The sequence below is a fragment of the Lacrimispora sanguinis genome (assembly GCF_044987295.1).
GTDB classification, from domain to species: Bacteria; Bacillota; Clostridia; order Lachnospirales; family Lachnospiraceae; genus Lacrimispora; species Lacrimispora celerecrescens_B.
On the sequence record NZ_CP173277.1, the window covers coordinates 1,535,334 to 1,559,048 of the forward strand.

General features: G+C 44.7%; 20 protein-coding genes. All 20 read right to left on the reverse strand.

The annotated features are described in order from the left end of the window. Window positions 1-122: 122 nt before the first annotated feature. Entirely contained in the window at window positions 123-596 is a 474-nt protein-coding gene (locus ACHZES_RS07165; protein WP_395548469.1) for an acyl-CoA thioesterase, read from the reverse strand. A 143-nt stretch (window positions 597-739) separates the two neighbouring features. Next, complete coding sequence (locus ACHZES_RS07170; RefSeq protein ID WP_038278755.1) at window positions 740-925, reverse strand: hypothetical protein; 186 nt, start codon at window positions 923-925, stop codon at window positions 740-742. A gap of 76 nt (window positions 926-1,001) precedes the next feature. Next, window positions 1,002-1,208, reverse strand: coding sequence for a helix-turn-helix transcriptional regulator (locus ACHZES_RS07175; RefSeq protein WP_038278758.1), 207 nt, complete (start codon window positions 1,206-1,208; stop codon window positions 1,002-1,004). 5 nt (window positions 1,209-1,213) lie between these two features. Further along, window positions 1,214-1,510: a hypothetical protein gene (locus ACHZES_RS07180; protein WP_038278761.1), complete on the reverse strand. Its 297-nt coding sequence runs from the start codon at window positions 1,508-1,510 to the stop codon at window positions 1,214-1,216. Window positions 1,511-1,771: 261 nt separating this feature from the next. Beyond that, entirely contained in the window at window positions 1,772-2,095 is a 324-nt protein-coding gene (locus ACHZES_RS07185) for a hypothetical protein (RefSeq protein ID WP_395548410.1), read from the reverse strand. Window positions 2,096-2,342: 247 nt separating this feature from the next. Next, entirely contained in the window at window positions 2,343-4,226 is a 1,884-nt protein-coding gene (locus tag ACHZES_RS07190; protein ID WP_395548409.1) for a DUF2264 domain-containing protein, read from the reverse strand. Between the two features lie 47 nt (window positions 4,227-4,273). Beyond that, complete coding sequence (locus ACHZES_RS07195) at window positions 4,274-5,395, reverse strand: glycoside hydrolase family 88 protein (RefSeq protein ID WP_038278766.1); 1,122 nt, start codon at window positions 5,393-5,395, stop codon at window positions 4,274-4,276. Between the two features lie 44 nt (window positions 5,396-5,439). Next, on the reverse strand, window positions 5,440-6,336 hold the full coding sequence (locus tag ACHZES_RS07200; protein ID WP_154521559.1) for a carbohydrate ABC transporter permease: 897 nt from the start codon (window positions 6,334-6,336) through the stop codon (window positions 5,440-5,442). A gap of 13 nt (window positions 6,337-6,349) precedes the next feature. After that, window positions 6,350-7,276, reverse strand: coding sequence for a sugar ABC transporter permease (locus ACHZES_RS07205; protein ID WP_038278768.1), 927 nt, complete (start codon window positions 7,274-7,276; stop codon window positions 6,350-6,352). A gap of 148 nt (window positions 7,277-7,424) precedes the next feature. Then, window positions 7,425-9,086, reverse strand: a complete 1,662-nt coding sequence (locus tag ACHZES_RS07210; RefSeq protein ID WP_395548408.1) for an extracellular solute-binding protein — start codon at window positions 9,084-9,086, stop codon at window positions 7,425-7,427. A 149-nt stretch (window positions 9,087-9,235) separates the two neighbouring features. Beyond that, the gene (locus ACHZES_RS07215; RefSeq protein ID WP_038278772.1) at window positions 9,236-11,500 is read right to left on the reverse strand and encodes a helix-turn-helix domain-containing protein; all 2,265 of its coding nucleotides are present in this window, start codon (window positions 11,498-11,500) and stop codon (window positions 9,236-9,238) included. 48 nt (window positions 11,501-11,548) lie between these two features. Then, window positions 11,549-12,667 carry an alginate lyase family protein gene (locus ACHZES_RS07220; protein ID WP_395548407.1) on the reverse strand — a complete coding sequence of 373 codons (1,119 nt, stop codon included), beginning with the start codon at window positions 12,665-12,667 and terminating at the stop codon, window positions 11,549-11,551. A gap of 144 nt (window positions 12,668-12,811) precedes the next feature. Then, complete coding sequence (radA, locus tag ACHZES_RS07225) at window positions 12,812-14,209, reverse strand: DNA repair protein RadA (RefSeq protein WP_038278778.1); 1,398 nt, start codon at window positions 14,207-14,209, stop codon at window positions 12,812-12,814. An 86-nt stretch (window positions 14,210-14,295) separates the two neighbouring features. Next, window positions 14,296-14,709: a hypothetical protein gene (locus ACHZES_RS07230; RefSeq protein ID WP_038278780.1), complete on the reverse strand. Its 414-nt coding sequence runs from the start codon at window positions 14,707-14,709 to the stop codon at window positions 14,296-14,298. Window positions 14,710-14,811: 102 nt separating this feature from the next. Further along, the gene (locus ACHZES_RS07235) at window positions 14,812-17,262 is read right to left on the reverse strand and encodes an ATP-dependent Clp protease ATP-binding subunit (protein WP_038278781.1); all 2,451 of its coding nucleotides are present in this window, start codon (window positions 17,260-17,262) and stop codon (window positions 14,812-14,814) included. 16 nt (window positions 17,263-17,278) lie between these two features. After that, the gene (locus ACHZES_RS07240; protein WP_395548406.1) at window positions 17,279-18,310 is read right to left on the reverse strand and encodes an ATP--guanido phosphotransferase; all 1,032 of its coding nucleotides are present in this window, start codon (window positions 18,308-18,310) and stop codon (window positions 17,279-17,281) included. Further along, window positions 18,303-18,887 carry a UvrB/UvrC motif-containing protein gene (locus tag ACHZES_RS07245; protein ID WP_038278786.1) on the reverse strand — a complete coding sequence of 195 codons (585 nt, stop codon included), beginning with the start codon at window positions 18,885-18,887 and terminating at the stop codon, window positions 18,303-18,305. Before ACHZES_RS07245 ends, ACHZES_RS07240 begins: the two co-directional genes overlap by 8 nt. Before the next feature lie 22 nt (window positions 18,888-18,909). Continuing rightward, complete coding sequence (locus tag ACHZES_RS07250; RefSeq protein ID WP_038279289.1) at window positions 18,910-19,296, reverse strand: GntR family transcriptional regulator; 387 nt, start codon at window positions 19,294-19,296, stop codon at window positions 18,910-18,912. A gap of 217 nt (window positions 19,297-19,513) precedes the next feature. Further along, window positions 19,514-21,277, reverse strand: a complete 1,764-nt coding sequence (locus ACHZES_RS07255) for a cadherin-like beta sandwich domain-containing protein (protein WP_395548405.1) — start codon at window positions 21,275-21,277, stop codon at window positions 19,514-19,516. 24 nt (window positions 21,278-21,301) lie between these two features. After that, window positions 21,302-23,638 carry a dockerin type I domain-containing protein gene (locus ACHZES_RS07260; protein ID WP_395548404.1) on the reverse strand — a complete coding sequence of 779 codons (2,337 nt, stop codon included), beginning with the start codon at window positions 23,636-23,638 and terminating at the stop codon, window positions 21,302-21,304. Between the last annotated feature and the right edge of the window lie 77 nt (window positions 23,639-23,715).

A 23,715-nucleotide genomic window follows, 5' to 3' on the forward strand; every position in this document is an offset into this window, starting at 1 on the left:
ACTTTTGTATATTCAGTGCCTACGATTTCCCACTTAGCCCCCTGCATATATTAGGCTTAATATTACCATATGATCAATTAGAGCAGGAATTCACCAGAAATCCATGCTTTAGATAGAATAGATTAGAAGCCTTCCTTACGTCTCAATTTACGTAAATCATTTCGCTTTACCGCACTATTCCATTCAGCTCTTTCTCTTTCTGTCATAAGTTTAAGACTCGGTACTTTAACAGGAGTTCCATCTTCATCAATTGCTACATATACCAGATAGGCACGGTTAATCGGCCTTCGTATCCCCGAAAGGTCCTCCGAGTAGGTATCCACTCTTACTTCCATTGAGGTATTACCCACATAGGTTAACTTTCCTATCAACACAATGGTGTCATTAATAAAGGCCCCCGCCTTGAATTGAAGATTATCAATTGCAACTGTCGTAGTGTTACATTCAGAATGGCGTCTGGCAGTTATCGCGCCCACTACGTCAATCCACTCCAGTAGCTGTCCTCCAAAAAGTCTGCCACTCCCATTGATGTGGGCTGGCATTAAAAGGTGAACCTGCTCTACCATTGATTCCTCGACTGTCTTAAATTCTTTCATTGGTTTTCCCTTCTTCTGTTGTTCAATCAAATATATTGTTTATTACTTATATATATTTCACTACTATAAATCCAGAGATATTATCATGTCAACCGTTTAGAAAAATGTTGACTCAAAGGAAAAGCCTACGATAGGAAAACTGATTAATTTTTCTTTTTTATGCACATTCCAACTATCATTCCTATCATATACCCAAAGCCTAAACACATCACACCAAATATTATATGTCCAAATATAATACTAAAACACATTGCTACTGCTCCGGCCATCATACCAAAACACATTCCCATTACCATGTAATTTTTTTCGTTATTATCTTTTTTACTCATATTATTTACCTCTATATTCTGATTTCCAGATTATCCCCTCAATAAAGCGCCTTTTTAATATGATACTGCGCAGTTTTTATTTTAGTGTGGCTGGATCAGGTTCAAAAAGCTCGTCAACTGTTGTTCCCAGTATGCGTGCCAGCTTAAAGGCTAATAACAGAGTGGGATCATATTTGTCATTTTCAATCGCATTAATGGTTTGTCGTGTGACACCTAACAACGTAGCCAAATCTTCCTGTCTATATTTTTTTTCTTTACGTAATTCTCGTATGCTATTCTTCATAATTCTCAACGACCAATCGTAAAATACAGGATTGCGCCAAAGAAAATGAGCATAAATATTACACCGAAAGAAATTAGAATTTGTTTTTTGCCACTGTTATCGTCAACTTTTATCTTTTCAATACTCGTGACGAAAAAGTAAACCAGAAACTGCAGCCCGAACAGGATAAACGGAAGTGATGTCTGTTGACTTTTTACATAATTAAATACACCCCATATAACGAGGGAGAACACCAAAAAGGCCCAACTCCATTTAATCCCCACCTGGTTTATCATTGATTCCATCTCATCCATCTTTCTCATAATAAACCTCCATAATGTCAAAAGTATTTTACATTCTTAGAATACAATTTATTCACAAAAATGTCAAGAGATTTTTACATTTTTACAATTTCAAAAAATCACCTAGGTCAGTTTACAAGAAACTACACGCAGGCTGGAAACGGGAATGTTACAAAGTCGAAGAAAAAGTTATTCCAATTTAAAGAGCTTTGTATATAAATAGTAAAGCCTTAGAATCCTTATTTTACTTAAGATTCTAAGACTTTATTATTTTAGTGAAAACTATTCTTCATTCGTATAATCAAGATTGTCATTTATCTGCCCATTTAGAATCTTACTTTTATCGATCTTCACACTTGCAATCATCTGTTGACAATCCTCACAAACATGTTTACCCATGACGTTAAAAAAGGGATTTTCGGAGGTACCGCAGATACAACAATAATCAAATGGAGCTGTTATGATTAAACATTTACCTTCCTGCTCAAACTCTATTTGTACTACTGTTTTTGGGGTCCAGCCAAGGGCACTTAGAAATTCTTCTGGAAGTTTGATCGTTCCATCTTCTCTTATTTCAGCTTTCAGATCTAAACAATTTTTAAACATCAAATCCCATCCTTTCGTAAAAAAACTATGTTATGTATGTGTAGTTTTCTCAATTGTTTTTCCAGAAATTTAATTTAGAATATATTATAAATCAGAATTAATAATGATTAATGTTCCCAATTCTGCTTTTTGGGTACGGAATCGCAGCAAATAAATAAAAAGCGACCATTGGTGCATTGGAATTATCCAATCAACTACCAACAATCGCTTTCTACAATCAAATTTTATTAATGTAATGATCTATCTCCTACAGTTCTTTCACCCAGACCTTCACCTGCCCCTGGAACCCTATGGTCACTTTATCTTCTTCCAGAAGTATCTTAGGACGTTTATCCAGCCAATCCTGGGCCAACTCCGAGCGATCTCCCAGGAAGGCGGTAACCACCAGATGATCTCCCGGCTCCAAAGCAGTCTTGACCGTAGGAATTACCGTAAGGTTATAAAACAGATTGGTATTCGGATAAGCAGTTACCAATGCGCTGTTCCCGCCCGTGTAGCTGACTGCCGCACTGACTCCCCACGGGAATACTGCTGCAGTACTGTCTGGCTTCTGCTCTACCATGGCTGGCTCATATTTTCCGTTTGCAGCCCCTGACACTACATGAAAGCATTTTTCCGCTTCAATGGCAAAACCTCCGTCAGCCACATCGATCGCTTCCTCCGTATGGATCCGGTGAATTCTTACATGCCACGGTGCAAGGGGTATGATGGTTGTCTCTACCATCACTCTTGGCATGATCTCGTATTTCATATAAAGCCGGTCATCATAAATCCGGTACTCTTTCGTTCCATATCTCATCTGATAATGCTCATAGCCTGCCAAAGAGATTGCTAACGTATTGTCAAAGGCACCTTCCTCCAGTCCATGTCCTCTTGATACACTGAAGCCAAACTGATTGGAATACACGAATTTCTCATATTTCTGTTGGCAGTATCCATGATTCTTAGAATGCTGGCCTGTCACAAATGCCATTACATGATCCTTTTCATCATGAGTGACTAACATGTGAGGCTCCGAAAGAACTTTCAGCTTATCAAAAGGATATGCTTCCGGCTCTGAGGTCCAAAATGGATGATCGTCCGGCAAAACCAGCATGAAAAAGGTCTTAAAACCCCAGTAAGGAGAGCCTGGAGCATTATAGCGCTCGCTCATGTATAGATTGGGGTATCCATAGCCAATGGAGAGAACACCGGAAGGCTCAAAGATTGGCCGGGCCATCCAGGTTTCTAAGTTTCTCAGCGCCAGATTCTTCATGATCCCGTATCCCGGCCCTTCCATTCCGGCAAAGCCCATGGCAGAAAAATATGCCCCATGAGCAAAGCGGTAGGTTAAACTCCTGCCAAAGGGAATTTCATTGCCGTCATTACCAAACCAATAGATAAAGGTTTTGGAAAATTCCTGTGCCCGCACTTTTAACTTTTCCGACAATTCAGGCTCATTGTTTTCCATAAAACCGGCATAAATCAGGGCATAAAACTGAATGGCAAAAGGAATGTAGTAGTCCACCTGGCCCGGATTGCCATCATAATACCAGCCCTCCCTGGTATAGCAGTCTTCTATGACCTTGAAATCATCCTCCATACACGCCTCAGACCAGGGAAGCCCTAACCGGCAGAAGGTCATATTCACCAGTATCCTGAAAAAACGCCAGTTATTCGGATGGACCTTCTTTTCATTGATTTGATTCAGCCACTGGTACAAATGACTTTTCTGATCTTTTGTGAGCGGCTCCCAGAATTTATCAGGAGACAGGCTGATGGCTACGGCAAGGGAGGCCATCTCCACCATCTTCTGATCATAATTATTCAGACTTCCCCAATATTCCTCATGATCTGGGTCCGTTCCATGGATTAGACCGGCCTGATAGATTGCCAGCCACTCTTCGCTCTCTTTTTTAAGATCCGGAGAAAGCCCTTTGTCTCCTCCGCCCCACAGGGCACCAAGCCCCCAGAGTACTCTGGCAAATCCCTCCATTCGGGCCGCCTTTTCCCCGTAATGAGCCGCAGTATTGCCCACGTGAAGCCAGGCACAGCCCGGGCTGAACATAGGCTTCAGTGGCCGGACCATTTCTAGCAGCAAAGCTGCCACATCATTTCTATCTTTCAATTTCTTCTGCTCTATTTGAAACATCTTCCGCTTCCTTCCCTATTTCTTCAGACCTTTCGTATATATTTCCGTTACCAGATCATGAACGATTTATCCATCAGCCTTAAGATTCCTTCCACAAAGAAGTAGTCGCCATAGATGATGGGAACATGGGTTTCCTCCTCTTTGTGATATGCAGCCGTGCCATATTGAAGAATGCCGTCTTCCTCTTCCTTCCAGTTGCAGAAATCCTTTTCCAGTTTCTTCAGTATTTTTACCCCATTTTCATAGTAAAGGTTCTTTTCCAGTTCCGGTACCAGCTCCGCAATCTCCAGCATGCCGCAGGCAGCGCAGGCAGAGGCAGTGGTATCCCACTGAACCGGCTCTTTGGGAGCTCTGAAGTCTACCAGGGAAACATAATCCGTCATCGCTACATTGGCAATGAAATAGTGTGCCACTTTTTTAGCCGCCATTAAATATTCTTCCTTGCCCGTATGTCTGAACGCCAATGCAAAGCCGTAGATAGCCCATGCCTGGCCTCTGGTCCAGGAAGAGCCCTGGGAATATCCCTGGCCTTCCGGCTTTTCCAGTACTTCACCTGTGACCGGATCCAGAACCGCAATATGATTGCAGGAGCCATCTTCTCTTACCAGCACACGGAGAGCCGTGTCCGCATGACGGTTTGCAATCTCCGCAAATCTGGGATCTCCCAGTTCATCGGACGCCCAGTAAAGCAGAGAGATATTCATCATACAGTCCACGATCATCCAGCCTGTACGGTCTAAATTCCATGCACGGATGAAATTACCTGATACATTGAAACGTCCCGCCAGAATCGTGGCCGCATGAATGGCTCTTGACCTGGATTCCGGATTTCCAGTCAGGCGGTAATTCGCCACTGCTGTGTGCAGCCACATAAATCCCACATCATGATGGAGACCTTCAAATCGGCGAAGAGCCTCATCTAACGTAACCTCTGTCTTTTCGGCATATTCCTGATAGATCTTATTGCCGGTAGTCTGAAACATCTGCCACATCATACCAGCCCAGAAGCTGTTCGTCCAAAAGCTTAAATTGACATCCCGCATATCCTTTTCGTAACGTCCGTTTTCTGCAATATAGGGAATCTTGTCACCCATGCGGCTACATTCAGCCAAAAGCTTTTTATCTATTTTCTTATAGATTTCATCTAAATTTTCAATCCACTGGTCCACTTCATTTACCTGCCTTTCTTTCTATCCATTTGTCAGCTCTGCCTTTATTCTTTTACCGCACCTACCATGGTCCCCTTTGTAAAATGTTTTTGGAGGAAGGGGTAGACGCAAAGGATCGGGATCGTGGCCACCATAATGGTGGCATACTTGATGCTCATGCCAATGGCTTCCTGATCTGCCGCACCCACGCCTGTTGTCATGGAAGAGGTATCGTTTTGAACCAAAATCTCTCTTAAAATGATCTGCAGCGGATACATCTGCCTGTCACGGATGATTGCTGACGCCCAGAACCAGGAGTTCCAGATGCTGACTCCGTAATACAGCACCATAACTGCCAAGATCGCCTTTGAAAGGGGAATGACAATACTCATTAAAATCTTCAAATGACTGGCACCATCGATCTGTGCTGCTTCTATCAGGCTGTCTGGTATGCTTTCAAAGGAGGTCCTTAAGATAATCAGGTTCTGGGTGGTGATCATAAAGGGAATGATCAATCCCCACAAACTATTGGTTAAGTGAAGATCCTTTAAATTTAAATAAAATGGAATCATGCCTCCTGAAAAGAACATGGTAAAAATTACGAGCATCAGGATGGGTTTCTTAAACATGACGCCTCTTCTGGATAAGAAATATGCCCCAAGGGATGTCATGATCAGATCCAGAAACACACCAATAACGAGGATGAACAGTGTATTGCCATATCCTCTTAGGATCATGGGATTCTTAAACACTTTTTTATATGCATCAAAGCTTAAACCAAGGGGTTTCATCAGAAGGCCCGTATGTACCGTCAGCATGTTACTGTCGCTGAAAGAAGCTACCGCCACATACCATACAGGGTAGAGGCAGATAATCATAAGCACGGTGAGAAATGCATAGTTAAACACGGAAAAGGCCTTCTCTCCCTTAGAACGCTTTCTTTTGATTGCTGTTTCATTCATGACTGTTTCCTCCTTACCACAGACTGGTCTCACTGTAGCGCTTTGACAGCCGATTAGCAAAGATCAGCAAACCAAAGTTAATCACCGAGTTAAAAAGACCGATCGCCGTGGAATAGCTCCAATCCTGCTCTAAAAGTCCCACACGATATACATAGGAAGAAATAATATCCGCCGTATCATAAGTTGCAGGGTTATATAAAAGGATGGTTTTCTCATAACCCATATTCATAAGTCCGCCAATCTTTAAGATCAGCATAATGATGATTGTGGGTGCAATTGCAGGCATTGTTACATTTAATAACTGTTTCCATTTTCCGGCGCCGTCGATCTGGGCCGCTTCGTATAGCTGGCTGTCTACTCCCGCCAATGCGGACAGATAAATGATAGAGCTCCAGCCGATTTCCTGCCACACGCTGGAGGCCACATAAATGGTCCGGTACAGCTTTGGATTCTGAAGCAGGGCAGAACGGGAACCTCCAAGCATAACAATGATATCATTGAATAATCCCGATGTCATGGCAAAGTTGGTCAGCATGCCCGTTACAACGATCAGGGAAATAAAATGGGGCAGATAGGTGATGGTCTGCGCCACACTTTTGAATTTTTTACTTCTGACTTCATTTAAGAGAAGTGCCAGGATGATCGGAGCAGGGAAACCGAAAATCAGATTATAAAGGCTTAAGAGAATGGTGTTTTTGATCAGTCTTACAAAATAAATGCTTTTGAAAAAACGGTTAAAATTCTCAAGTCCAACCCATGGGCTGCCGTTCACACCAAGCCTTGGGGTATAATCCTTAAATGCAATGATAGCTCCATACATGGGCTTATAATGAAACATGATGTAGAAAATCAAAACAGGCAAAACCAAAAGGTACAAAGAACGATTCCTTTTCCAATCCTTTGCTGCCCGGTATCTGAAACTACTTTTTTCTTTATTCATCTATCATACCTCTTTTCATTCATTCTAGCTGCAGATAACGATACAGACTGCTGCATTTCCGGACAGACCGCCGCCAGGTTCCTACGGTTCAGGATTCCCTGTCCATTAAAACCTGGCGGCTTTGTCTTTCCTGTAAAGGAACGATCAATTATCTTGAATTGTAACGGTCTAAGGCTGCGTTCTCGATATCTAATGCTTCTTCCAGGTTCATATTCTTAATGTTGGTTACATAGGTATCAAAATTATCCAGGCTCTCTGTACCAAAGATGAATTTAAGTGTCATTTCGTCTCTGTATGTATTGATTTCATTCATAATAGTAGAGAATTCCTTGCTCTCATCCGATGTAGGTGTAACCGGAAGCATAATATGCTTCTTTCCATTGTGAGCTCCCCACACTTCAGGAGTTTCCTTCTGTGAATCCATGGTGTAATACTGCTCTAAGTAACGTACATCCTGTACAAGTGGTCCATTATAGCAGCCACGGAACCATGCAGCCATTGACTGGGAAACAGGAAGACCATCAGGATTCTTCATAATCAGGTCCGTATAAGTAGGATATCCGTTTTCCATTGTGTAGGATTCGCCTTCTACACCAAAGTTGAACATCATATGGCCTGCTTCTCCATAAGCGAAGTCAAGAAGTCTTGCAGCTCGCTCCACATCCTTGCAGGAGGTGGTGATTGCTACGCTGGCTCTGCCTGAGAATGGAAGCTCGATCCAGCCAAACTCCGGTCTTGCTCCTTTTTCAAGAGATGGGGAAGGAGCTGCCTTTAACATGTATTCCGGTGTTGTCTTTACTGCTGCGCTGATCCAGGTACCCATACGGCTTCCTGCCTGGCCCATAGAAGCACCGGACTGGCCGTTGGTCATCTTTGCCGCAACCTGATCGGATCCCATGCTGGCAAGGTCAGGATCAATGAGCCCTTCCTTATACCACTGAGCCATTGTTGTCAGATACTGCTTATATCCTTCTTCTACGGCACCAAAGTGAGCCTTGCCGTCATCACCTAAGTAAAAGCCTCTGCTGGAATTAAATGCAAAGAGGAATGGGTTGCTGTCTAAATACTGAGGATTGGTATATTCAAAGGTATAAGGAGCGGTAGCACCCTTCTTCTCTTTGAATGCAGTCAATACATCATGCCACTCATCAATTGTCGTAGGAACATCCATGTTCAGTTCCTTCAGCCAGTCTTCCCGAAGCATCAAACCAATGGTATTGCAAAGCTTCTCATCACCTCTGATAAATGGGAACACATAATAATGACCTTCATCCGTCTTAATCATCTTATCGATATCAGGGTTTTCTTCTAAATATTTAAGGATGTTGGGACAATATTTCTGGAATACATCATTTAATGAAATAATGACGCCATCTTTAATGGCTTTTTCCGGGCCGCCAGGATAATCCGCGGTCCAGCTGTATTCCATCATATCAGGAAGATTGCCGTCCGCCATGATCAGTCCAAACTGCTGCTTTGTCTGGCCCACCGGCGGATGCTGGTATTCTACATCAACACCTGTATCCTTGGCCCATTCCTTAGCAAATGGGGTATCACCCAGGTTGGCATAGTTGGCAGCCACGGTACTGGTAAGCTCGCACCAGTATGTCAGCTTATCTCCTGATGCCATTGGATAGGAAAATTCAGCTACTGCCTCCTTTGTTCCTGCTTCTGTTTGTGCTTCCGTGGCAGCACCTCCCCCTGCCGTGGTAGCTGTCGTATCCGCTGATTTGCTTCCGCATCCTGCTAACGACATGGAAGCTGTCGCTGCTGCCAGCATCAGAGATACTAATTTCTTACTTCTTTTCATGTTGCTCCTCCTAATAAATGAATTTACTTGCTTCTTGCTGTAACATTATCATATCATCTTATTTTCATAAAAATATATAGAAAAAACAGTAAATCCATATGCAATCTTTTAAAACCGCATATGGATTTTCTCAACTGGATGTGCAATATTTAGTTTTTCTTTTTTAACTGCCCTGGTGTGAATCCCATTTTTTTCTTAAAGACTCGGATAAAGCTTCCGCTGTCCCGAAATCCCACCATCTGAGCTACCTCCACGACGCTGTGGTCTTCTCTTAACAGCCGCTCTGCTTCCGCCAAACGGAACTTGTTGATATAATCCAAAAGGCTTTCCTGGGTCTGCTTTTTATAAATCGTTGATAAATAGGCCGGTGTCATACCAAAAGATTGCCCTACCATGGAGATATTTAAATCAGGGTCCTGATAATTCTCCTGGATATAGGCCTGTACCTTTTTGCTGAGCTTGTTGTCATTCTCTTCTTCTCTCTGAAGGCTTTCTATCTTATCACAAATCTGATCCACCAGCTTGCCGAACCGGCGCTTTAATTCTCCAACAGGCAGCCTGGCTGATAAATCCTTTGAGAAATTAAACTCCGACGAGAAATTATGATATCCTCCTTCATCTGCGCCCTTTAACAACGTTCCCATCATATCATAGATCAGGCAGCGGCATACATCGATGGATATTCCATCGATGATATTTTCATCAAATGCCCCACCAATGGCCTCTTTTGCCACATCTGCGTGACCAGTTTTAATGGCATTGATGATCCTCTGCTCCGTATCAATGGAATACCGGTATTTTTTCTGTACATTCTTTACATCACAGTATACGATTAAATCTGTATTAAGAAGTTCTACATATTCCCCAATCTCACAAGCTTCCATATAAGACAGGTGGATTCCCTCCAGGCCTTCATGGATATCTCCCACCAAAGCTGTTACAGCAAATTCAAATTTGTCTTCTGTCATCTGCATAAGAGTCTCAACCAGCTCAATCAGCTTTTCCTGATATTCCTTACCGTCAGCCGGAAGGCCCACGACAGCGGCCAGCCGTTCTCCGATCTCAACGGTCTCAATATGAAAATAATCAAGAACCAATTCTTCAAATATATTCTTTAAAATGAATCTGCGCAGCGCATATTCACCCGCCAGTTCCCGATCCGCATCCGCCTTTCTCTGACCTACATCAAAGATAATGACTGCGTTAAAACCCAGTCCTACCTTGATGTTGTAATTCTCCAGGGTTTCCTTCATGTGCTCCATGTCATACGGGTATTCCAGCACCTTTAAGAGTGTATAAAGCCTCAGGCTCTTTTGGCTGTCTGCCAGCAAAAGCCTGGTATCCGTGTGCTCTTTGAAAAATTGCTCTGACTGCTGCCTCAGCCACTGGTATTCGTTCTCTCCCTTAGAAGGCTTTCTGCCTCCCTGGCCCATAAAAATCTCAAGCAAGCTTCTGATCGGATTATAATTCTTCTTTGTCATGTAATAAGAAAATGCAGACCCCATAAAAATGCATGCAAAAAGGCCCACCATGGCATACTTTTGAATATCCCTGGCATTTTTCTCTATGATCGACTGAGGAATCAGCATGACATACTTCCATTCCAGATTTTCAGATTCCCGTACAAAGGTGCTGTATGGCTCATCTAAAAGCTTCCTGTCCACGTAGTTGCCTGCCGGCAGCGAATCATAATCCAGACTCAATTTTTCCGGCACTTCCCCTGTCTGGGCTATGACCTGGTTCTTGCTATTAATGATAAGAAGAAACATCCTCTTATCCCACAGCATGGATTCCATGGTCTTCTTTAATGCTGTTAAATTCATGGAAACCCCTGCCGTGAAATTACGGGGACCTCCCATGACGGAATTGATATCGCTCATGGTAAAGATCAGCTTGTTCTCCCCATTGCACCTGACCAGATTAAGTGTATCCCAAAAATGAGGAGCGTCCAGGTATTTTTCAAATTCCTGTATCCTGTATTCCGAATTATCACAATAAAGGTCATAATACATCTCTATGGACATATTGCCCTTAATGCTGCACACCGCACGAAGGCGATTAAAGTAAACAAATATATCATCAACAAACTTTTCCGATAAATTGTTCTTTGATAGATCCTGATACAGATAGTACATCATAAGCCTGTTCTCAGGACTTAATTCTCCCTTTACCGAAGCCAGCTCTTCTACCTTGGAATTCATGGCCACGCTGTTGGTGACCTTGATGACCTCCTCCACCTTATAATCCAGTTCCCGCTGAACCATTGTCAGCAAATTGTCATTCATCTTATCCGTCTGGCTCTTAGTAACCCCCAGCGCAAGCCAGTAAATCACACCGCCTGCCAGAATGGGAATCGCCAAAATCCCCAGATAAGACAGAAACATATTGAGATATACCCCTAATTTTTTCTCCATAACCCTACCCTTTACTATTCATTGCCTAAATAATATCATACTTAACCCTTATCCCATCCACAGCCATGGCAGCCTGACAGCAATATTTCGTCTTGCCTCTTCGTCTACGATATCAGCAGGAAGACTCTGATAAAAATCCAGTAACTCTCTTTGCCCCAACCTGCATCCTGCAAACATCAGCATGGAGCTTCTCGCCGGAAACGCATCAAAATGCATGACATCCGCAGGATATGGCCAAAGCTTCTTATCCTTTATGTAAGGAAAGATGAAATCCAGACCCTTTTGAATTCCCTGACCCTCAGGCAGAGTGTAGAACCATAAATCATCCTGGGGCGTTGACAGCAATTCACAGATGGATACCATGTTATCCATCACAAAAATAGAATAACTATAGGGCTTTGTTCTGTCTAATTCCCTGGGAAAGGAACCGTTCACTTCCATCTGTTTTAATAGCACATGTTTGTAATGATTCCTGCAGAACTCTACGATTCTTTCATTCTCAGTAAACAATGCAAACGCAGACGCCTGTACAAAATAACAGACGCTGTGATTGTTATCAGCGTTCATCTCTTCCATACCGTTTTTGCTGGTTAGCATCCAGTCTAAATAGGTTGCAAACCATTCCCTTAATCTTCCGTAGGTTTCTTCCTCCAAAAGTCCCGACCGGTAAAATTCTTCTATGGCAAATACCACATCTACCAGATGAAGGGTATCAATGATCCCGATACCTCTCCCCTCACAGACTCCCGGTATGGCCTGGGCATAGGTGAGGTTGGGATTCATCTTAGTTTCCTCATCCAGAAAAAACTGCTTCAGCAGCCTGATTCCATGCAGGACATAATCTTCCCTGCCCGTTAAACGATAAGCGCCTGCTAAATAGGCCGCTTTCGTTCTCATCCGCCGAAGGATCATCCGGTGGTCATTGAAGTTCTCCGGATTGGTCTCTCCGTCACGTCTGATGAACGGAAGTCCGTCCGGTTTTTTAAGGTCAGGCCACCAGTAATCCCCATTGGAATAGTAATCGTGAATCCCTCCTGCACTCCATTTTGCGCTGACATCCGTTATGCTCTCCATTGGCTGGACAAAAGCCTCTTCTGCTTTTTTTATAACAAGCTCCTTGTCCAGCCATTCCGGCTGAATCAGATATTTTTTCTCATATGAAATCATCCTGTTTTCCTCCCATTCTTTAACCGATACCTTTATTTTACCGTCTGGAGTCCACGATGTATATTTGCAAAATCTCATATGGATGCGCAATATCTTGAATTGTTTAATATCCCTAAGTAAAATAAGGGTGAAGCCTTAAATGCTTCACCCCATAACCCTCATAATCGCCTCTCTTACATTCGTGGCTCCAATCAGTCGCATCCCTTCCACTTTCCCCATCTTTCCCAGGGAAATCTCCGGCATCACGCAGGTGTTAAATCCCAGCTTCTTCGCCTCATTCACTCTCTGCTGCACCATGGATACGGCCCTAACCTCTCCTGCCAATCCCACTTCTCCGAAAATAATGGTTTTCGGGTCTACGGCCTTGTCCTTCATACTGGACACAATAGCCATAATAATAGCTAAGTCTAAGGCCGGTTCATTCATACGCAGACCGCCCGTAATATTCACATAAGCATCAAAATGGGACAGGTCGTAATGGCACCGTTTTTCCAACACAGCCATAAGCAGATTCACCCGGTTATAATCCGTACCTGCCGCCGTACGCCTTGGCATACCGAAAGCGGTTGGAGTGACCAGGGCCTGAACCTCCAAAAGCATGGGCCTGGTACCTTCCATGGAACAGGCTACCACCGCACCGGAGGCATCCTCCGGTCTTCCGCTGAGCATGTATTCCGAAGGATTCTTCACTTCGGAAAGCCCGCTCTCAACCATTTCAAAGACACCGATCTCATTGGTGGAGCCAAAACGGTTCTTCACGCCCCGGATAATCCGGTAAGAAGCGCTTCGGTCTCCTTCAAAATACAAAACCGTATCAACCATATGCTCTAAAACTCTGGGACCAGCCACCACGCCTTCTTTTGTTACATGGCCTACGATAAATATGGCGATACCCGCTCCCTTTGCGATCTGCATCAGGATATTGGTGGATTCCCTCACCTGGCTGACACTTCCCGGAGCGGAAGAGATTTCTTCCCGGAACATGGTCTGTATGGAATCTATGATCACCACATCTGGTTTTTCCTCTTCAATGGCATGTTCAATCAGCTCCAGGCTGGTTTCACAAAGGAATAATAAATCCCCTTTTACTTCCCCGATCCTGTTCGCCCTCAGCTTAATCTGTTTTAAGGACTCTTCTCCTGATATGTAAAGCACCTTCCTGCTATCGGCCGCCAGGTTGCGGCATACCTGCAAAAGCAGCGTGGATTTACCGATTCCAGGGTCGCCGCCTACCAGCACGAGCGAGCCTTTGACAACACCCCCGCCCAGTACCCGGTCCAGTTCCTCATATCCGGTTTTCATCCGGTCCTGCTCATCTAAATGAATATCAGACAATCGGGAGGGCTTGGCATTCTGGAACTGATTTCCTGCAATCCCATCTCCTTTTCCACTGATTCCCCGCTTCGCAGCCGGCTCCCTTTTCCCGGAGGGTTCCTCCACAAACGTATTCCATTCCTTACAGGCCGGACACTGTCCCAGCCACTTTGCCGATTCAAATCCACATTCCTTGCAGAAAAATGCGGTTGTCTTTCCCTTTGCCATAGGAATTCCCTCCTATTGTTCATTGTTTATGCAAAAAATCTGGGCCCGGCTCTTTATAAAAGGGCCGAACCCAGCTTCTCATACTTTTATCTTCTTTTGATCTTCACTGCTACAGGTGTTCCTTCATTCAGTTCCACACTGACGGACAGCTTTCCGCTCATATTGGTTCTCATGCCACCCACGGCAGTCTCATCCACATATACCTCATATTCGGTATCCTCTGCCAGCTGAACAGTCAGCTGGGCATCCTTGTCACCTTCTACTAAGAATGCCACCCCATCATCGGACACGGTGAAATTCATGGCAGCAGTTCCCGGTACGGATTCATATACGAACATGCCGTTACGTTCCAGCTTGGTTATCTCATAAAAGGTCTTTACTTTATATAAATCACCATCGTGTTCGAAATCCTGCAATTTTGACTTTGTCTCTAATTTGTAATTACCAAAACTGATCGTCCCGTCTTGCTCTGAGCGGATTAATTCTTCAATTACCGGCATTGGTTTGCCCTCCTAGTATTTTGTTTACTTATCCTTTTTTAAGGCGATGAACTAATGATCTCGCTTGTAGCTATTATACACGAATTGATATCAAATGGCTAGTTATTTTACCAGCTCTCTGACAGAAAATTTTAGTCCGTCCTCGCCTGCAGTCACAATAACATCATCCCCTGTTTTTACCGTCCCATTTAAGATCTCTTCTGCCAGCTTATCCTCCAGGCAGTTCTGAATGGTACGTCTTAACGGCCTTGCACCGTATTTCTCATCATAGCCTTTATTGATCAGATATTCCTTGGCATCCTCTTCGATCGCCAGAGTAATGCTCATCTGTTCTGATGTCCGCTTCATGATATCTTTCACCATGATCGTCACAATATCCTTCATATGAGTTTTATTTAATGTATGGAATACGATGATCTCATCGATCCTGTTAATGAATTCCGGCTTGAACAGTTTCTTTACTTCTTCCATTACCCGGTCCTTCATAAGCTTATAATCAGCCTTTTCATCCGCAACCGCGCCAAAGCCTAAACGTTTGGGAGAGATGATGTTCTCCGCACCTGCATTGGAGGTCATGATGATGATGGTATTCTTAAAATCAATCTTCCGGCCCTGGGCATCTGTAATATGGCCGTCATCCAATACCTGAAGCAGGATATTGAACACATCGGGATGAGCCTTTTCAATCTCATCAAACAGTATAACAGAATATGGATTCCTGCGGACCTTTTCACTAAGCTGTCCGCCTTCATCATAGCCTACGTATCCTGGCGGTGAGCCGATCATCTTGGAAACGCTGTGCTTCTCCATATACTCAGACATGTCTACACGGATCAAAGCATTGTCCGTACCAAACATTGCCTCGGAAAGAGCTTTGGATAACTCGGTTTTTCCCACACCCGTAGGTCCTAAGAACAGGAAGGAGCCAATGGGGCGTCTGGGATCCTTAAGTCCCACTCTCCCACGCCGTATGGCCTTTGAAACAGCAGTAACCGCTTCCTCCTGGCCAATCACTCTCTCATGGAGAATGGCTTCTAAATTGCGGAGGCGTTCACTCTCTCCCTCTTCCAGCTTTCTTACGGGGATTTTGGTCCAGCTTGATACCACATCAGCGATCTCTCCCTCATCAACGATAAGGTTCTTTGATGTTTTTTCCTTCTGCCACCGTTCTCGGATCTTTTCTATTTTTTCCCGCTTCTTTTCCTGTTTCTTCTTAATCGCTCCTGCCTTTTCGTAGGCTTCGGCTTTAATGGCGGCTTCTTTCTGATCCTCCAGCAGCTCGATCTCAGCTTCCAGTTCTTTAATTTCTCCCGGCTCCACAAATGTGGTCAGGCGTACCTTGGAAGAAGCCTCGTCAATCACATCGATCGCCTTATCCGGAAGGAAACGGTCATTGATATATCTGGAGGCCAGCTTGACTGCAGCCTTTAAGGCATCGTCTGTAATGGTTACCTTATGATGGTCCTCATACCGTCCTTTCAGTCCTCTTAATATGCCGATAGCAGCCTCTTCTGACGGCTCCTCCACCGTAACCGGCTGGAAACGCCGTTCCAGGGCAGAGTCCTTTTCAATGTATTTGCGGTACTCTTCAATGGTGGTTGCACCGATTAACTGCAATTCCCCTCTGGCCAGAGAGGGTTTTAAGATATTGGAGGCGTCAATGGCTCCCTCCGCTCCGCCTGCACCGATAATCGTATGAATCTCATCAATGAAGAGAAGAACTTCCCCATCTTCGATTACTTCGGCAATCACCTTTTTAATTCTTTCTTCAAATTCTCCCCTGTATTTGGAACCGGCCACCATGCCGGATAAATCCAGGGTCAGAAGCCTCTTGCCTTCAATGGTTTCAGGCACATCGCCTTCTGCGATCATCTGAGCAAGGCCTTCCACAACTGCGGTTTTACCCACTCCAGGCTCCCCGATGAGACATGGGTTATTCTTGGTCCTTCTGCTCAGTATCTGGATCAGACGCTTGATCTCCGATTCTCTTCCGATGACCGGATCAAGCTTTCCCTGAACTGCAAGCTCTGTTAAATCCCTGCTGTAACTGTCAAGAGTCGGCGTACTGCCCTTTGCCTTTGGTGATTTCATAATCTCTTCCTTATTGGCAGGAGCATCCTCACCCATGGCTGACAGTACATCAATATAAAGCTTTTGTATGCTGATTCCCATGGTATTTAAAAGCCTGGAAGCAACGCAGTCATTGTCACGGATTATGGATATGAGCAAGTGCTCCGTACCGATGAGATTTGCCTTAAAACGTACGGCTTCCCGGTAGCTGTTTTCCAGAACTCTTCTGGCACCCGGGGTATACCCACCGTCTTCTTTCAGCCGGACTGACTGATCAGGAGCGATCAGCTGACTGATCAGGTTTAAAACTTTATCCTCTTTTACACCATTCTCTTCCAGAACCCTGGCAGCTACACCGCTGCCCTCTTCTAAAAGCCCGATTAATAAGTGCTCAGTCCCCACATAGCTGTGACCGAGACGTTCCGCTGACTTCACGGCCAGATTAATGGCTGTCCTGGCCTTTTCTGTAAATCTGTCTATCATAAATGCAATCCTCCTGTCATAGTTCCGGCAATTCCCTCCGGATAAATTCCGCCCTGGCTCCATCCAACTCTTCCTTACTTAATGGGCGGTCTGAAAGTTTCTGCAGATTCGCCGGCTGGATTCCTAGCATCAGACGGTAGACGGAAAAATCTTCCTCCGTATGGATCAGGCCGTCTGCCAGCCCTGCCATGATCTGTGATAGAAATATCATGGCATCCCTGGAAGTCAGCCGTCTGGAGTATTTTAATACTCCGTAGGATTTGTATACCTCATCCTCTCTCTCGTCCTTGTGTCTCTGGAGAGAAAGCTTCCTTACCTGAAGTTCCTGATTGGTCAGCTGGATCGCCGCCTTTGTAACTGTATCAATAATTTCCCGTTCCGTCTGGCCCAGGGTTTTCTGGTTCGATATCTCATATAGGGAACCGAAATTCTCATCTCTTTCCCCATAGACGCCCCGGACAGAAGCTCCAAAGCGGCCCATATCGCTGATAAGGCCCTGGAACTTTTTTCCCTGTGACAGCATGGGAAGATGAACAACCACGGATGCCCTTAAGCCAGTTCCCATATTCGTTGGAAAGGAGGTGAGATAACCGTAACGGTCATCAAATGCATAAGCAAACCGTTCATTGATATAATCATCAATTTTACCTGCCCTTTCCCAAAGTTCCTCTAAGTGAAGGCCCATCTGGAGAAGCTGGATCCGGATGTGATCATCGCAGTTAAGCACGATGCCGGTGTCCTCATTCTCTGAGATAAAAATACCTGCAGGTTTTTTATTTGAAACAGCTGCGGAATTAAGGACTCTCCGCTCTTTAAGGGCCACCCGGTCCAGCTCTTCTAAGTCCCCAAGCATGGCAAATTCAAAATTATGACCTTCATCCTTACCCAGATCCTTTAAGCCAAACTCCAGGCTGCGGACCATCTCACCGCTTTCCTTTTCATCAAGGGTCGAAGGGAACCGATAGTCCTGCCAGTTTCTTACCAGACGGATCCGGCTGCTTATCACTCCAGGCCGACCAGTATCCTTCTGTTCAAACCATCTAAGCATCTGCCTCATTTCCTTTCTTCAGCTCTTTTATCTTATCGCGGCATACAGCTGCCGTTTCATAATCTTCAAATCGCAGGGCTTCCTTTAATTTGGCATTCCACTGAAAGATTTCTTCATAATTAACAGCGCTGTTTGGATCCTCTGTGGAATCCTTCTCATGTTCTCCGGTTCCCGATCGTAAATCCATGTAGTCCTGCCTCTGGTAAACCGGTGTTTTTCCCGTGTGGATAAGATTTCCATGAAGCTGCTTTAAACTGTCCTCCATAAGAGGACCGAATACACTGTAACAATCTGCACAGCCAAATCTGCTGTCTCTTACAAATTCATCGTAACCAGTCCCACAGGTCGGGCATAAGATCTGATGGAGTTTATCCGGACCCTTATCCGTGTCCTCGATTCCTAAAAGGCCTGAAAGCAGCTTTCCCAAGGGAAACTCCCCATCAAAAATAGCCGCATATACGCCAAAATCCATCTCTTTCGCACACTGGGCACAAAAATGGTGCTCTTTCTTCGTGCCGTTTATAACTTCTGTATATTGTATATTTGCATCACGAATTTTACATTTTTCGCATAACATAATGAACCTCCAATCCAGTGAATTACTCTTCCCTCTGGCCCCTTATAAATGACTGGAATATCTCATCTACCAGCTGGTGAACCTCTTCACATGATACATTCTTACAGACTCCTCTGGCAAGCACAACTCCTAAATCTTTGCGCATTTCATCAAGGACCTGGATTTTATCCACGTCCAGAGCCACTACGGCCCCTTTCCTGCGGTCCAGCTTGACAAACCCTTCCTGTTTCAGCACAGAGTACGCCTTATTTACCGTATGCATATTAATCCCTATGTTGTCGGCCATCTGGCGTACGGAAGGCAGGGGGTCCCCTTCTCTTATACTTTCTGTGGCGATTCCTATGATTATTTGGTTCCGAAGCTGAATGTAAATCGCTTCATCACTGTTAAAATCAATTTGCAAAAACATATTTTCACCATCTTTCGTTATATCTGTTATACGCATAATAGCACAATCCATTATCTTTTTCAACACAAAATATCAATTGGAATCACTATATCCTAATCAATCCGAAGGTTCTGTATGCATCAAAACGGATGGGAAAATAAATATGATCGAAACCAATAACGAAAAGCACCTTCATTCAGGTGCTTTCGTCACTATCATTCCAATTGTTTACAGTACATTAATCATCAAGATCTAAAAACTCAAAGTCGTCTTCATCCTTCTCTGAATTCCCTGACTCGTTAGATTTCAAATCCCGTTCAAAGTCTTCCAAACTGGTTTCTTCGATAAAATCGTCCTCTTCCAGGGCTTTTTGTTCTGCATCACCTGCATATACAGGCTCGTCCATAGATTCTTCCTGGTAATCCGGATCCGGTTCTGTTCTGGAGCTTTGTCTGTCATACTCTTCCCTGCTGTATCTTTTAATCTTGCTTGTAGGAATTTCTTCCTCCGGTTCAGTCCACCGCTGGTCATCATCTGGTTTTTGCTCTTTTCCTTTCCCTTTTCCGAAGCCGACGCTGCCGGGTCTGCCAGGGCCGGATCCATTGCCTTTTCTTGCAAGGACGATGACTGCGACAAGCAAGCCAAGGGCAACGACGCTCACTCCAATAAGAATGTAGAGCTGTCTGTAGTAATCCTTGGTCAATTGATCATATGTGTTGGCCATTTCCACATACTTGCTATTTGAAACTCCGGAAGCATAGTATCTTTGAATGGTCTTCTCAGAAATATCATAACGGTAGAAATGCTTCTCTCCGTTCCAATTCATTGCATAGAACAGGCAATACTGAGGCTCAGCCTCTGAATCTTCTACCCAGCCGGTCACCCGTGCCCCGTCGATATCAGCTTGCCGTTCATGGAAGCCCTCTGGAACAACCGTATCCTTATCAAGAGGAATGATGACAATGGCTTTAGCTATGGTCTCAACCTGTACAAACTGGGACCAGGAATCCGAACCCTCATTGTAAATGTAGAATCCGCCGTTTCCTCCGGAATCCTTTAAATAAAGCAGAAGTAAGTCTTTTTCCAGTCCTTTTCCAGCCATGACATCTGTTCCTTTATAGGAATAGGTCTCAGACTCAAAGCCTTCCGGAAGCGCTGATTCATCAAAGGATGAAGCAATGCTGTAATCGGTTCCGTTAATGGTCACCACTGCTTCGCCGAATTCAGCCTCAGACGTTTCCGTATTTCCACCTGTGGTAGGAGCGGTTTGTCCGCCCTCTGCTTTCGTAACCTGAATGGTATAGTTTTTAATTGTCTGCCCATCCTCTGCAGTTACCTTGATGACTACCTGGTTTACTCCGGACTTTAAGCCCTTTTCTCCCTGAAGTGCTACATGGGCACCTGCATTGGCTGCCACCGCATTTACTACCAGGTCCGCTGTGTTTGCATCAACCTCAGCCGTATAGCTTTCAACAGACGCAGAGAAAGCCGGAGTCAGAGTCCCTGGGGAAATCTTTAATGATTTTAAGGTTGCATCCTTTGAATATGTGGCAGGAGATGTAACCTTGACCGTTGAGCTCCCCTGCTTGCTTAAAGAAAGCGTCTGGGAATCTACATCATAGATTTCCTGGGAGGTCACGCTGATCTGGGTATTTCCTGCCTGCAGCGCCTTAAACTTCAAGGTAAAGCTAAAGGTTTTCTGATTGGCAGAATCCATGGTTCCCAGGACCTTAATTGCTCCTGCGCCGCCATTTGCATTGGTTCCGCTGACAAACTCCAAAATACTCGGATCATAAGACAGCATAACTTCTGCTGTACCCAGAGCGCTGTCACTGGTCACTTTCATATTTACTGTTACTTCGTTTCCCACCATGACCGATGGGTCAGAAAACGCGATCTTAGCATCTGCGGCCCAGGATACCAGCCGTCCGGCAGGACAGGATATGGCAATCACACAGGCCAGCATCAGACCGGCCGTTAGTTTTTTCAGTTTCCTATTCATATTGTCTCCTATTTCTGTTGGACTTTAAAGTCCGAGGATTTTTTTCTGCAAAAGCAGAAGATCCTGTGAATTCACCTTGCCGTCTCCGTTTAAATCAGCTGCCAGCTTGCCCTTCTCAGATATGGTTTCCAATCCCAGAAGGTATCGCTGAAGCTTCAGTACATCCAGGCTGTTTATTTTTCCATCCCCATTGATATCTCCAATCCCAAAGGCGGAGGACTGAACGGCGGCCGGAGCCTGGGTCTGCTGGGGAGTGCTTGCAGCAGTTTCTGTCACTTTGATGTCAGTTCCGGGTCCCTGGGCTATCACTCCCGTAGAGGTCTGAACGGAAATGCTTGCGGAACCATTAGGAGCTATGCTCACATTGCTTCCTCCCGGTGTTCCTGCATGATCCGTACCGGAAGGATTGGATACTCCAGGGCCTATATTGCTGCCAGGACCGTTAGAAGTATTGCCACCGGTGCCTGAGCCTGAGCCGGTTCCGGTTCCAGTACCAGCGCCTGAGGAATACGTTGGTCCGTTGTTTTGACGCACCACATGGAGGACGTATTCCCTGACACTTCCATTTTGTGCAGTAACTGATACCTTAATATCATTATTGCCGCTTGAAAGCGTGATTGTACCTGTCCCTTTGACAGAAGCCAAGGAACTAAGGGCGGTTGCATACACATTGATGCTTGATACTCCGGGATCCACAATCAAGTCGTATCCAAGGGTATCACGATTAAAGGTGGGAGTCATAACAAATCCTTCCACGCTCAAACCGGACAGCTTATTGTTGGGATTGCCGTCGCCGGTAGGCTGGCTGCAGGCATTATCAGGCATGTTGTTATAAATCGGTATCTTAAACTCAAGCTCTGTCTGTTTCATATCACTGTTATATGCTTTTGAATAAACAGCACCCTCTGATGCAGCTCCCTGTACATTGGTCATATACTGGTGTTTGTATAAATTAGACCCCTGCACATTAAACTTCTTCAGATAAAATGTATCCTGCCCAACTTTTACATAGTTATTACCATAATAGAAAGCTCCGCCTAAAATTGATTTTTCAGGAGAATTCCATGGTCTTTCATAATTGCCGGACTGAGATGCCCACCATAAGCCTCTTTGCACCGCAGTCATATTTCCTGACTGATATGCTTCAATATTAAAAAAATTATAATATCCTTCGTAACCTGATTCTGTTCCTGAAATACTTTTGCCTGATCCGGAAGATCCCTGTTCCTGAATGATCATAGCTGCAAGGACATAAGGATTCACCCCTGACTGGGCAGCCGCATTCATGATCATGTTCACATAGGCGCTGCTGCCTGAAACCGTTCCAGTGGTATTATTATTGGTATTGGTATTGGACGAGGACGGTCCTGTTAAGCTGGCTCCCGGTCCGTATTCCATGACGATGGGAAGGTTTTTTGGCGTTATGGAAGCTTGCGGCCCTTCCAGACTGGCCTTTCCTGAATCGGAACTGGATTCCGCCGCTCCTGCCCCCGGGTTAATCGCCGCTCCCGGTCCAATGACAGCACCTGGCCCTATGACCGTGCCGCCGCCGGAAGAGCTGTCCGTATTTCCTGGGTTACTGCTTCCGCCGGAAGATTCGCCGGATAAAAACGTACCCTTTACCATGGTCTTTAAACCATCTGCCGTATGCTTATTTCCATCATATGTATGGGTCATAAATTGGAATACATTGGTCTCATCAAGGAAATTCCTGGGATCCATATAATATCTTACAATGTCTTCAGAAGCGGTGACCCAGCTGCTTCCATCATATCCGATCCATATACTGCTATCCCAGTTATATGCACCATCTACCGTGGACTTCCAGGATGACAGGCTGTTCGTGTGGACCAGAGTTTTTCCTACCTGGCTTTCTTCCTTAACTGCTGTGTTCCAGTCCAGATTTGTATGCTGGGCGCGGAATACCCACTTGGGATACTGGGCATGCAGCGCACGAAGCTTTGTCTTATAGCTTTCCGGAAACCCTTCCGCTGTAAGCCGGGACTCAAAATCCGCGTCATTGGTATAGGAAGAGGGAAACTTAAGGTAGCTTTTGGAAACATATCCGGTAACCGTCTGACCACCGGAACCGGATACCCGGATTTGATACCAGAGCGCTCCATCCGATGCGTTTTTTTCATCAATCACAGTCACTGACGCTCCGTTCGTTAATTTTGTAACAACTGAATAGGTCGTACCAGGGCCGCTTCTCACATTTAACGTGGTGGCATTTACCGTTGCTGCCTTTTCCGTATAAGCATAAGCATTTATGTATGGCGAAACCGCTCCCATGTAAGAGTCCATCACCAGGACACTGGCCAGAATTACGGCCATCTTACGAGCTTTTTTATACTTTTTCATCTGTTTCTCCCAATATATCCTCTTGTATTTAGTGAATTTCCAATTACATGTAAATTATACATTTATTTATTATAATG